This is a genomic window from Acidimangrovimonas sediminis (assembly GCF_002871005.1).
Lineage (GTDB): Bacteria > Pseudomonadota > Alphaproteobacteria > Rhodobacterales > Rhodobacteraceae > Acidimangrovimonas > Acidimangrovimonas sediminis.
The window spans coordinates 258,508-270,826 of the sequence record NZ_PHSN01000004.1; the positions used below are offsets into that span (position 1 = coordinate 258,508).

The window sequence follows — 12,319 nt, forward strand, 5'->3', positions numbered from 1 at the left end:
GTGGGCAATTTATGCCGGCCACGCCCCTCCACCGAACGAGCCCCGCGCGGGGGGTGACAAAGCGCCAGCCCGCCGGGACGGGCCTGCGGGCGGCCTGCGATCGCCCGGGGGCGACCGCGCTCCCGGTTGGGCGGAAATGCTTCGCGGCGGGGCGCAGGGCGCGTTTGAACGCAGCCCCGCCTCAGATCCGGATCGGGTCTTCCTTGGCGAGCCGGTCGAAGGCCATCAGCGAGGCGATCAGCGCCGGCATCTGGTCGAGCGGGATCATGTTCGGCCCGTCGGAGGGGGCGGTGTCCGGGTCTTCATGCGTCTCGATGAACACCCCGGCGATGCCGAGGCTGACGGCAGCGCGCGCCATCACCGGCGCGAATTCGCGCTGGCCACCCGACGATCCGCCCTTGCCGCCCGGCTGCTGCACCGAATGGGTCGCGTCCATGATCACCGGATAGCCGGTCTGGGCCATGCGGGGCAGGCCGCGCATGTCCGCCACCATCGCGTTGTAGCCGAACATCGAGCCGCGCTCGCACAGCATGATCCGCTCGTTCCCGGTCGAGGCCACCTTCTCGGCCACGTTGTCCATGTCCCAGGGCGCGAGAAACTGGCCCTTCTTGATGTTGATCGCCGCACCGGTCTCGCCCGCCGCCAGGAGCAGGTCGGTCTGCCGGCAGAGGTAGGCGGGGATCTGCAGCACGTCGACCACGCTCGCCACTTCGGCGCATTGGTCGGGCAGGTGGACGTCGGTCAGCACCGGCAGGCCGAATTCCGCCTTCACCGTCTCGAAGATCTTCAGCCCCTCGGCCAGCCCCACGCCGCGGCGGCCCGAGATCGAGGTCCGGTTGGCCTTGTCGAAGCTGCCCTTGAAGATCAGCTGGACGCCGGTGGCCTCCGCGATCTCCTTGAGCTTTCCTGCGATCATCACCGCGTGGTCCGCGCTTTCTAGCGCACAGGGGCCCGCGATCAGCGCGAGTCCGCGGTCGTTGCCGACGGTCAGCCCGCCGATGGTCACGTCTTTCATGGCATCCTCTCAGGCAGAGACCTGTTCGCGCAGGATCGATACCGTCATCGAGACCATGAGGTAAAGCCCCGCGAAGATCAGGAACGCCACGAGGGTGTTTTCGAACGCGCGCGGGTAGGAGGGCTTGTCAGGCGCCACCGGCGAAACCGAGAGCGACAGGTAGCGTACCTGGCGGTTGGCCTCGATCCGCGCGGTTTCCAGCGATTGCAGCGCCTGCGAGAGCATCAGCTGCCGCGTCTGCACGTCGGCTTGGGCACCCAGAAGATCGGACTGCACGGTGGCCAGCGACGTCCCCGAAGAGGTGTTCTCGGTCATGCGCGCGCGCAGCGTCTTGATCTGGTCCTCGATATTGGCGATCCGGCGCTTGAGCGGATCGACGCGGGCCTGCGTCGGGTTCGGGTTGGCCAGCATCTCCTGCAGGTTCAGCTTGTTCTGCGTCAGCTGCTGGTCCAGCGCCTGGATCTGCGCCGTGACCAGCGTCACCTCGACATCCGAGCTCAGCACCTTGAACTTCTTCTGAAGGTCCACGACCTTGGCCTGCGCCGTGCTCAGCTTCTTCTCGGCGTCGTCGTAGCTGTCGCGCGCGCCGGTCATCTGGTCCTCGCGCAGGCGCTGGGTCATCTGGTCGACCTGTTGCTCGGCATAGGAGATCAGGGCGCGCGAGAATTCCGCGGATTCCTTGGCGGTGGGGGCGATCACCTCCATCTTGATCGAACCCTCGGTCGGGTCGTAGCCGATCTTCACCATGCGCTGGTACAGACGGTAGGCCGCCTCGTTCGAGGCATGGTCGGGCAAGCGCAGGATCGGGTCGATCTTGTCGCCCTCGAAGGCCGATTTGAAACCGATGTCCTTGTCCAGCCGCATCATCGCATCACGCGATTGAAGGTAGGACTGGACCGAGATCGAATCCTGCGAGGTCGCGAACTGGGTGCCGGCGAAAAGGCTGCCCATGGAGGTGCTGGCGGCGCCCGGTTCGGCCTTCTGGATCACGAATTCCGACTTGGTGGCATAAAGCGGTGTGGCCACCCTGTAGAAGTAGAACCCGGCAAGGAAGGTCGGCAGCGCCACGAAAAACGCCAGCCGCGCCATCATCAGGATGAAGCGCCGGCGCCGGCGTCTGGCGATGTCGCGCTGGATCTTCATGATGTCCCGGGCGCGGGCGACCTCGGGGCGCTCCTCGGGCGTGTGGACCTCGGTCGACGGCACCTTCGCCGGGTCGATCGTCTTCGGCAGCTTGCCCGGCCCCTCGTCGGTGCGGGCGGGCAGGCCGCCGCGGCCCGACGACGGCAATGCGCCATCCGCCTCGGCCTGGCTGTCGGCGACCACGAGTTCCAGCATGTTGGCGCGCTGGAACGGGTCGAGGCCCTGGGCGCGCAGCTGGCGCACCGCGTCGAAATCCGACGTGGCGGCGATCCCGTTCTTCTGCGCCATGCGCCGGGCCATGCGCAGCTGGCGGCCGGTCAGCCCCTCGCGGCGGATCGCGTCCAGCTCGGTCTCGGCGGCGACCTCCCGCGGGCCGGCGATGTCTCCCGAGACGTCGCCGGCCTGAAGCTCGCGCCGCTGTGCGCCGCGGGCCGCGCCACGCTCGGCCGCGCGTTCGGCCTTGGCTGCGTCGCCGAACTTCATGTCGCCAAAGCCGTCGTCGACCTCTTCCTCGTCCCCTGGCTGGAGCCGCACGCGCCGATCGCTCGCGCCCATCCCGGCAAGCGGGCTGTCGCGGCGGACGCGGAACTTCTTGGCCTTAGGTTTGGTAGTCATAGAGGCGCTTCGCTTCTTCAAGGGAGTCGAACATGTACAGCTGCCCATCACGCAGCACGGCTGCGGTCCGGCAGAATTTCTCAAGCGTCTTGGCCTGGTGCGAGACGACGATCACCGTCGCCGTCTCCAGCCGCTCGCGCAGGATCGAACCGGCCTTCTTGTTGAACTCGACATCGGTGGTGGAGGGCATGCCCTCGTCGATCAGGTAGATGTCGAATTCCAGCGCCAGCATCAGGGCAAAGGAAAACCGCGCGCGCATGCCCTGGCTGTAGGTGCCGATCGGCATGTCGAAATATTCGTTTATGCCGCAGAGCCAGCGACAGAAGGCCTCGACGTAATCGGGGTCGAGGCCGTAGAGCTTGGCGATGTAGCGGGCGTTCTCGGTCGCGGTGTGGCGGTTGACGACGCCGCCCATGAAGCCCAGCGGGAACGAGATGCGCGAGGTCCGGATGACCCGCCCTTCGTCGGGTTTTTCCAGCCCGGCCATCATGTTGATGATCGTGGTCTTGCCGGTGCCGTTCGGGGCGAGAATGCCGAGTGAGTTGCCGATCTCTACGCGGAACGACGCGCGGTCAAGGATCACCTTGCGCTGCCTGCCGGTCCAGAAGGACTTGGAAACGTTCTCGAACTCGATCATTGCGCTGCCTCGTGCGCGGTACTTCCGGGACGTTACGGTCCCCATTCGCCCATGGAAAGGGCTTGTTGTCATCTGCTAGCGGTAGGGGGCCAATCCGGCAACATTATGTCGGAAAAGAGGGGATTGTGCCAAGCGCTTCACAAGCCGGGCAAGGCGCGCGCATGGTGACGGATGTGGTGGTACATCCGACACCGCCATCGGGCGCGAAAAGGAGGCCGGGGCAGGGCCACGACGGCGCTTGCCGCGGGCAGGGAACAGGTCACCATTGGCGCAGGGCGGCCGGCCCAGGGCGGGCGTCGAAGGAGGGACAGCCATGACATCACACGCACCACCGGCGGCGCAGTCGACACCGGGGCAGTTCGGCCACGCCGGTTTCGCCGTGCCCGGCCCGGCGGCAACGGGCGCCGCGCCGATGAGGGCCGTTTTCGCATGCCTGGGTGTGGCTTGAGCGCGGTGGAACGGGCAGCGGGGTTGGCGGGTGAAATCGCGGCCTGCAGGCTTTGCGCCGAGCGCTTCGCCGCAACCGCGACGGGGCATGCGCCGCGCCCTGTCCCGTGGTTCGCGCCGGGCGCGCGGCTCATGGTCGCCGGGCAGGCCCCGGGTGCGCGGGTGCACGAGATCGGCAGACCCTTTGCCGACCGCTCCGGCGTGCGGCTGCGCGACTGGATGGGGATCGGGGAGGAGGTGTTCTACGACCGCTCCCGCGTGGCGGTAGTGCCCATGGCCTTCTGCTTTCCGGGTTATGACGCCAAGGGTTCTGACCTGCCGCCGCCGCCGATCTGCGCGCGCACCTGGCACGGGCGAGTTATGGAGGCGCTCGGGTCGGTGGAGCTGATCCTTGCCGTGGGGGGCGCCTCTCACCGCTACCATCTGGGCACCCGCGCGGGGGTGACCGAGACGGTGGCCGGCTGGCGCGCCATCCTGGGGCGCAATGAGCCGGGCCCGCGCATTCTTCCCTTGCCCCATCCGTCCTGGCGCAATACCGCATGGCTGAGACGCAATCCCTGGTTCGAGGCCGAGCTTCTGCCCGTGCTCCGCACCGAGGTGGCAAGGATACTGGAGCTGCCGTGACCGAGATCAGAACCCCGCTCGACGCCGCCCACGGGCTGATGGAAACCGATCCCGAGGACGGCGCGCTCCGGCTGGCCTTCTACGCCCGTCTCGCCGATGGCGAGCTGTTCGTCCTGCTGGAGGAGGGCGCGGGCGAGGAAGGTGGGGCCGACAACCTTTCGCCCCGCGTCTTCCCGCTGGAGGATGGCCCCGTCGTCCTGGCCTTCGACGCCGAGGAACGGCTGGCCGAGTTCACCGGGGCGCCGGCGCCCTATGTCGCGCTGCCGGGTCGGGTGGTGGTGGCACAGCTTGCGGGGCAGGGGGTCGGCCTGGGGGTCAACCTCGGCGTCGCGCCCTCGTCCACGCTTCTGCCGCCCGAGGCGCTCGACTGGCTGGTCGAGACGCTGGGCGACGCGCCCGAGGCGACCGAGGCGAAGCCCGTGGCCTTCCATGCGCCTCGCGGCCTGCCAGAGGGCCTCCTGAAGGCGCTCGACCAGGCGCTGGCCCGGGCCGGAGGGCTGGCACAGACCGCCTACCTCGCCCATGTCGCCTATGACGACGGGGCCGAGGGGCACTGGCTGGCCATTCTGGGCGCGCTCGACGGGGCCGAGGAGGCGCTCGCGCGGGCGGTGGCCGAGGCGCTCCGGTTCTCGGGCGCCGAGGAGGGCACGCTCGACATCGTCTTCCTGGCACCCGATGCGCCGGTCGTCGGGCGGCTGGCCAGGGTCGCGCTGCGCTTCGACCTGCCGGAACCCGAGGCGCCGAAACAGCGCACCTTGCAGGCCCCCGGCAGCGACCCCTCCAAACCGCCGATCCTGCGCTGACGGCGTTCCGGGGCGGCCCTGTGTCCGCAAGACGGGCCCGCAGCGGCGGGCAAGGGGCAGAGAATGGGAAAAATATTGGGGTATAATGATACCTATTTTGCAAGTTATTGAAATCAATAAACTAATCAGAATTCATGTCTCTTGACTGGCGCGTCGGAATGGTTAGAAACCGCCCATCTGACGCGGGCCCGTGAAAAGGGGTTCGCAAACCCTTCACTGAATAGGGCCGACCATGAAAACCTTTACCGCGACTCCGGCGGATATCGAGAAGAAATGGATCCTGATCGACGCCGAGGGCATCGTTCTGGGCCGTCTCGCCTCGATCGTCGCCATGCGCCTGCGCGGCAAGCACAAGGCGTCGTTCACCCCCCACATGGACATGGGTGACAACGTCATCGTCATCAACGCGGACAAGATCCAGATGACGGGCAAGAAGCGCACCGACAAGAAATACTACTGGCACACCGGCCACCCGGGCGGGATCAAGAACCGCACCGCCGAGCAGATCCTCGACGGCGCGCATCCCGAGCGCGTGGTGACGCTGGCCGTCAAGCGCATGCTGCCGGGCGGCAAGCTGAGCCGTCAGCAGATGACCAACCTGCGCGTCTATGCGGGCGCCGAGCATCCCCACGAGGCCCAGCAGCCCGAAACGCTCGACCTCAAGCCGCTGAACCCGAAGAACACCCGGAGCGCGTAAACCATGGCCGATGAAATCAAATCCCTCGACGCGCTGAAAGACGCCGTCTCGGTCGACGCGGATACCGTGGTCGCCACCGAAACCGACACCCCGCGTGAGCCGATGCGCGACGCGCAGGGCCGGGCCTATGCCACCGGCAAGCGCAAGGACGCCGTTGCGCGCGTCTGGATCAAGCCGGGCACCGGCAAGTTCCTGATCCGCGACCACAAGGGCGAGTACATCGACTACACCAAGTACTTCGCGCGCCCGGTGCTGCAGATGATCCTGCGCCAGCCGTTCCAGGTTGCGAACGTCGAGGGCCAGTTCGACGTGATGGCGACCGTCGCGGGCGGTGGTCTCTCGGGGCAGGCCGGTGCGGTCAAGCACGGCATCTCGAAGGCGCTGCAGCTGTACGATCCCTCGCTGCGCAGCGCGCTGAAGGCCGCGGGCTTCCTGACCCGCGACAGCCGCGTCGTCGAGCGGAAGAAATACGGCAAGGCGAAAGCCCGCCGCAGCTTCCAGTTCTCGAAGCGCTGATCCTTCACGGACAGGCAAGACATTCGAAGGGCCCGCCATCGTGCGGGCCCTTCGCCATGTCTGGAGCGATCTGCGGGGCGCACTTGCGATGGGATGCCGGATCGGCAGGGTGCCATTCAGTGCCACGGTTTCTACCCATCTATATTACCCATAATCATTATTATGTAATATCAGGATCAATACTGGTGTGGCTGGACGGTTTTTTGCGTCTCACGTCCCGCAAATCCCTGACCGCACGCCCATTTCCCCATGAGCGCGGCCTGAGCGCCCCTAGGATGCGGAAGTCCCGGGAAGAAAACCGCCCCGCAGCGCGACGATCGCCTGATGCACGCGTTCCGCCGCCGGCCCCAGCGGCGCATCGTCGGGCCACACCAGGAACCACTGCCTGAGGATCGGCAGCCCCGGCGCGTTCAGCTGCACCAGGCGCCCGAAGCGCAGCTCGTCCATCACCGTGTGCAGCGACAGGAACGCGATGCCGAGGCCCGCGATGACCGCCTGCTTGATCGTCTCGTTCGTGCCCATCTCCACCATCTCGACGATCTGGCCTTCGCCGATCCGGTCCAGGTAGCGCGCCATCAGGATCCGCGTGCCCGAGCCATCCTCGCGCGCAAGGAAGGTTTCGGACATGAGCGCCTCGGCCGCGACCGTGGGTTTGCCCGCCAGCGGATGGTCTGGCGCGGCGACGATGCCGTGCGGATGCGACCCCAGGGGTTCTGCCACCACCACCGGGTGCCGCGGTGGACGCCCCATGATCGCCATGTCGACGGCGCCGCGCTCCAGATCCGCGATCACCTCGGTGCGGTTGCCGACGCGCAGGACAATCTCGATCCCCGGCAGCGATTCCTTCAGTCGCTTGACCAGAGACGGCGCGAAATACTTGCCGGTCGAGACGACGCCCAGCGTCACGCGGCCCGCGTGCCCGTCGGACAGCGCCCGGACCTGCGACAATCCCTGCGACAAAACCGCCTCGATCCGCTCCGCCGCGCGCAGTAGCGCCTGGCCCTCGGCGGTAAGCTGGGAGCCGGCGGAATCCGTCGCGCGATGAAGCAATGTTGCTTCAACAATGCCCTCCAAACCCTTGATCTGGCTATGAACTGCCGGTGGCGTCAGGCGCAGGCTCTCGGCCGCCGCGGTGATCGAGCCGGTGCGCGCGACGGCGTACAGCGCGCGCAGTTGCTTGAGCGTGATGGCGTCCAGACCGCGCATTCAATTTTCCTGAATGACAAGACAGTCCTTTTAAATGGCATGAAATGCGTCTTCTCGCAACGATGACCCGGACGACGCCATCCGTGGGAGGAGAACCGATGTTGGCGAAGGATCGCGTGCTGCGGGCGCCCGACGCGCCCCCGGCGCTGGAGGAAATCGTCGACCGGCTGGCCCGGGTCGGGATCCGCCTGGCACGGATGATCGCCCGCGGCGGGATCGAGCATCATCTGGGCGCCTCCGCCGGCACCAATACCGATGGCGATGCGCAGAAGGCGCTCGACCTGATCGCGGACGAGGCCTTCATGGCCGCGCTGCAGGACACTGCCGTGCGGTTCTACGCGTCAGAGGAACAGGACACGGTGGCCACGCTGAACCCCGCGGGCACGCTGGCGCTGGCGATCGACCCGCTGGACGGATCGTCCAACATCGACGTCAACGTCTCGATCGGCACGATCTTCTCGATCTACGCCGCGGCGGACACACCCGAGGGGAGCTTTCTGCGGCCGGCGGAGGAGCAGATCGCGGCCGGATACATCATCTACGGGCCGCAGTGCTGCCTGATGGTGACATTCGGAAACGGCACCCGGAAATACGTGCTGGACCCGGACACACAGGCTTTCGCCCTTGTGAACAACAACGTGCAAGTACCTGTGAAATCGACGGAATACGCGATTAATGCCTCGAACTACCGGCACTGGCCGCAGCCCATCCGTGCCTATATCGACGATTGCGTCGCCGGGCTCGACGGGGTGCATGCGCGCAATTTCAACATGCGCTGGATCGCCTCGCTGGTGGCCGAGACCCACCGCATCCTGACCCGTGGCGGGATCTTCCTGTATCCCGCGGATGCGCGGAAAGGATACGAACGCGGGCGCCTGCGGATCGTCTACGAATGTGCGCCGATTGCCATGCTGGTGACGCAAGCCGGCGGGGCGGCGACCGACGGGGCCGACCCGATCCTGGGGCAGGCGGCCCCTGCCCTGCACGCCCGCACGCCCTTTGTCTTCGGCAGCGCCGAAAAAGTGGCCCGCGTCGCCGCCTATCACGACCTGCCAGATCACGAGACCTCGGCGCTGTTCGGCAGCCGCGGCCTGTTCCGGAGCTGACCCCGCCATGAGCAAGAAGCACCCGATCATCTCGGTCACCGGATCCTCCGGCGCAGGCACCTCGACCGTGAAGTCGACCTTCGACCAGATCTTTCGCCGCGAGGGCATCTCGGCCGTGTCGATCGAGGGCGACGCCTTCCACCGCTATGATCGCGCCGCGATGAAGGCCGAATTGCAAAGTCGCATCGACGCCGGCGACGCGACGTTTTCGCATTTCTCATATGAAGCCAATGAACTCAGGGCGTTGGAGCGCGTCTTTCATGAATATGGCGAAACCGGCAAGGGCCGCACGCGGCACTATGTGCACGACGACGCCGAGGCGGTACGCTATGGCGCCGATCCCGGCACCTTCACCGACTGGGCACCATTCGAGGACGGGTCGAACCTCTTGTTCTACGAGGGGCTGCACGGCGCGGTGGTGAACGACCAGGTGAACATCGCGGCGCTGGCCGATCTGAAGATCGGCGTGGTGCCGGTGATCAACCTCGAATGGATCCAGAAGATCCACCGCGACCGCGCAAGCCGCGGCTACACGACCGAGGCGGTGACCGACGTCATCCTGCGCCGCATGCATGCCTACGTGCATTGCATCACGCCGCAATTCACCCAGACCGACATCAACTTCCAGCGCGTCCCGGTGGTCGACACCTCGAACCCGTTCATCGCGCGCTGGATCCCGACGGCGGATGAAAGCCTTGTGGTGATCCGCTTCCGCAATCCGCGCGGCATCGATTTTCCATACCTGACCTCGATGATCCAGAACAGCTGGATGAGCCGCGCAAATTCGATCGTGATCCCGGGCGGCAAGCTCGACCTCGCGATGCAACTGATCCTGACACCGCTGATCGAACGGCTGATCCGCGACGCAAAACGCGTCTGAGCCCCCTGCCCCGACTTGAGGAGTATTCCGCATGGCACTGATAACGTTACGGCAATTGCTGGACCACGCGGCCGAACGCGGCTATGGCGTGCCGGCCTTCAACGTCAATAACATGGAACAGGGCCTGGCGATCCTGCGGGCGGCCGCGGCCTGCGACGCGCCGGTGATCCTACAGGCCAGCCGCGGTGCGCGCAGCTATGCCGGCGACATCATGCTGCGCCGCATTGTCGAGGCGCTGGCCGAGATGTTCCCCAGAATCCCGATATGCCTGCACCAGGACCACGGCAACAACGGCGCGACCTGCCTGTCGGCGATCCGCCACGGCTTTACCTCGGTGATGATGGACGGCTCGCTCCGCGAGGACATGAAGACCCCCGCGGACTGGGATTACAACGTCACCGTCACCCGCCGGGTCGCCGAGATGGCGCATTGGGTGGGCGCCTCGGTCGAAGGGGAGCTGGGCGTTCTGGGTAGCCTCGAGACCGGCGAGGCGGCGGCCGAGGACGGCTCGGGCGCCGAGGGCAAGCTGTCGCGCGCGCAGCTTCTGACCGATCCGGACGAGGCGCGCGACTTCGTGGCGCTGACCCGGGTCGATGCGCTGGCGATCGCCTGCGGCACCTCGCACGGCGCCTATAAGTTCAGTGCGCGGCCCACCGGAGAGACCCTCGCGATCCGCCGGATCGAGGAGATCCACGCGACGATCCCCGACGTGCACCTGGTGATGCACGGCTCTTCCTCGGTGCCGCAGCATCTGCAGGACATGATCAACGATTTCGGCGGCGAGATGCCGCAGACCTGGGGTGTCCCGGTCGAGGAGATCGAACGCGGCATCCGCTCGGGCGTGCGCAAGGTCAACATCGATACCGATTGCCGCATGGCGATGACCGCGCGAATGCGCCGGGTCGCGCGGGAGGCGCCGCGTGAATTCGACCCCCGCAAGTTCCTGATCCCCGCGATGGAAGAGCTGGAGACGCTGTGCCGTGACCGGTTCGAGAGGTTCGGAGCCGCCGGCAATGCCGCGCGGATCGACGTGATCGCGATGGACGACATGGCCCGGCGCTACGCCGCCGGCACCCTCGACCCGGCGCATTCCGCCGCCCGGGCCGCCTGAACGGAGGAGAAACCGATGGCTGACACCAAGATCGACCAACAAACCGACCCCCGGACCGATCCCGACACCAAGACCGAGATCACCGACAAGAAGAAACGCTATTCCGCGGGCGTTCTGAAATACGCGCAGATGGGCTATTGGGATGGTGACTACGTCCCGAAAGACACCGATATCCTTGCACTTTTCCGGATCACACCGCAGGACGGCGTGGACCCGGTCGAGGCCGCCGCCGCGGTCGCCGGCGAAAGCTCCACCGCGACCTGGACGGTGGTCTGGACCGACCGGCTGACCGCCTGCGACAGCTACCGCGCCAAGGCCTACAAGGTGGAACCCGTACCGGGCACGCCGGGGCAATATTTCTGCTACGTGGCCTACGACCTGATCCTGTTCGAGGAAGGCTCGGTCGCCAACCTGACCGCCTCGATCATCGGCAACGTCTTCTCGTTCAAGCCGCTGCGCGCCGCGCGGCTGGAAGACATGCGCCTGCCCGTCGCCTATGTGAAGACCTACAAGGGCCCGCCCACCGGCATCATCGGCGAGCGCGAGCGGCTGGACAAGTTCGGCCGCCCCCTCCTGGGCGCCACGACCAAGCCCAAGCTGGGCCTGTCGGGCAAGAACTACGGCCGGGTGGTCTACGAGGGGCTCAAGGGCGGGCTCGATTTCATGAAGGACGACGAGAACATCAACTCGCAGCCCTTCATGCACTGGCGCGACCGGTTCCTCTACGTGATGGAGGCGGTGAACAAGGCCAGCGCCATGACCGGCGAGGTGAAGGGCCATTACCTGAACGTCACCGCCGGCACGATGGAAGAGATGTACCGCCGGGCGGAGTTCGCCAAGGAACTGGGGTCGGTGATCGTGATGATCGACCTGATCGTCGGCTATACCGCGATCCAGTCGATGTCGGAATGGTGCCGGCAGAACGACATGGTGCTGCACCTGCACCGCGCCGGCCACGGCACCTACACGAGGCAGAAGAACCACGGCGTCAGCTTCCGCGTCATCGCCAAATGGATGCGGCTGGCCGGGGTCGACCACATCCACGCCGGCACCGCCGTCGGCAAGCTGGAGGGCGACCCGATGACCGTGCAGGGCTATTACAACGTCTGCCGCGAAAGCCGCAACGCCGTCGACCTGCCGCGCGGGATCTATTTCGAGCAGGACTGGGCCGATATCCGCAAGGTCATGCCGGTCGCCTCGGGCGGGATCCACGCCGGCCAGATGCACCAGCTGATCTCGCTCTTCGGCGACGACGTGGTGCTGCAGTTCGGCGGCGGCACGATCGGCCACCCGATGGGCATCCAGGCCGGGGCGACGGCGAACCGCGTGGCCCTTGAGGCGATGATCCTGGCCCGCAACGAGGGCCGCAACATCGACGCCGAGGGACCCGAGATCCTGCGCGCCGCCGCGAAGTGGTGCAAGCCGCTGGAGGCCGCGCTCGACGTCTGGGGCAACATCACCTTCAACTACACATCGACCGACACGTCGGATTTCGTTCCGACCCCTGCGGTCAGCTAAG

At 66.5% G+C, this 12,319-nt stretch carries 12 protein-coding genes; 8 read left to right on the forward strand and 4 right to left on the reverse strand.

Translation table 11 applies throughout. The features are described 5' to 3' along the window. Positions 1 to 181: 181 nt before the first annotated feature. From kdsA to CVV76_RS03445, 3 genes are read right to left on the reverse strand one after another with little or no spacing between them, the layout of a single operon-like run. Positions 182 to 1,015 (reverse strand): 3-deoxy-8-phosphooctulonate synthase, encoded by an 834-nt coding sequence (gene kdsA, locus CVV76_RS03435; RefSeq protein WP_102223220.1) that lies wholly within the window; start codon positions 1,013 to 1,015, stop codon positions 182 to 184. Positions 1,016 to 1,024: 9 nt separating this feature from the next. Beyond that, positions 1,025 to 2,773: a capsule biosynthesis protein gene (locus CVV76_RS03440; RefSeq protein ID WP_102223221.1), complete on the reverse strand. Its 1,749-nt coding sequence runs from the start codon at positions 2,771 to 2,773 to the stop codon at positions 1,025 to 1,027. Beyond that, positions 2,757 to 3,410 (reverse strand): ABC transporter ATP-binding protein, encoded by a 654-nt coding sequence (locus CVV76_RS03445; RefSeq protein WP_102223222.1) that lies wholly within the window; start codon positions 3,408 to 3,410, stop codon positions 2,757 to 2,759. Before CVV76_RS03445 ends, CVV76_RS03440 begins: the two co-directional genes overlap by 17 nt. 429 nt (positions 3,411 to 3,839) lie before the next feature. Between CVV76_RS03445 and CVV76_RS03450 the strand changes: the two genes are divergently transcribed. The 4 genes from CVV76_RS03450 (at position 3,840) to rpsI (ending at position 6,497) form a co-directional block, all read left to right on the forward strand. Next, positions 3,840 to 4,481, forward strand: coding sequence for a uracil-DNA glycosylase family protein (locus CVV76_RS03450; RefSeq protein WP_102223223.1), 642 nt, complete (start codon positions 3,840 to 3,842; stop codon positions 4,479 to 4,481). Positions 4,482 to 4,519: 38 nt separating this feature from the next. Further along, positions 4,520 to 5,284, forward strand: a complete 765-nt coding sequence (locus tag CVV76_RS03455; protein ID WP_408607872.1) for an SseB family protein — start codon at positions 4,520 to 4,522, stop codon at positions 5,282 to 5,284. A gap of 232 nt (positions 5,285 to 5,516) precedes the next feature. Continuing rightward, the gene (gene rplM / locus CVV76_RS03460; RefSeq protein WP_102223225.1) at positions 5,517 to 5,981 is read left to right on the forward strand and encodes a 50S ribosomal protein L13; all 465 of its coding nucleotides are present in this window, start codon (positions 5,517 to 5,519) and stop codon (positions 5,979 to 5,981) included. A gap of 3 nt (positions 5,982 to 5,984) precedes the next feature. Continuing rightward, positions 5,985 to 6,497, forward strand: coding sequence for a 30S ribosomal protein S9 (gene rpsI, locus CVV76_RS03465; protein ID WP_102223226.1), 513 nt, complete (start codon positions 5,985 to 5,987; stop codon positions 6,495 to 6,497). A 270-nt stretch (positions 6,498 to 6,767) separates the two neighbouring features. Here the strand turns inward: rpsI and cbbR are convergent, their stop codons facing one another. Next, entirely contained in the window at positions 6,768 to 7,703 is a 936-nt protein-coding gene (cbbR, locus tag CVV76_RS03470; protein WP_102223227.1) for a LysR family regulator CbbR, read from the reverse strand. Between the two features lie 98 nt (positions 7,704 to 7,801). On the opposite strand from cbbR, the gene CVV76_RS03475 reads away from it, so the two are divergent. From CVV76_RS03475 to CVV76_RS03490, 4 genes are read left to right on the forward strand one after another with little or no spacing between them, the layout of a single operon-like run. Beyond that, entirely contained in the window at positions 7,802 to 8,809 is a 1,008-nt protein-coding gene (locus CVV76_RS03475; RefSeq protein WP_102223228.1) for a class 1 fructose-bisphosphatase, read from the forward strand. A 7-nt stretch (positions 8,810 to 8,816) separates the two neighbouring features. Then, complete coding sequence (locus CVV76_RS03480) at positions 8,817 to 9,689, forward strand: phosphoribulokinase (RefSeq protein ID WP_102223229.1); 873 nt, start codon at positions 8,817 to 8,819, stop codon at positions 9,687 to 9,689. 31 nt (positions 9,690 to 9,720) lie between these two features. Beyond that, positions 9,721 to 10,800, forward strand: coding sequence for a class II fructose-bisphosphate aldolase (gene fba / locus CVV76_RS03485; RefSeq protein ID WP_102223230.1), 1,080 nt, complete (start codon positions 9,721 to 9,723; stop codon positions 10,798 to 10,800). Between the two features lie 15 nt (positions 10,801 to 10,815). Further along, entirely contained in the window at positions 10,816 to 12,318 is a 1,503-nt protein-coding gene (locus CVV76_RS03490) for a form I ribulose bisphosphate carboxylase large subunit (protein ID WP_233192701.1), read from the forward strand. Position 12,319 lies beyond the last annotated feature (1 nt).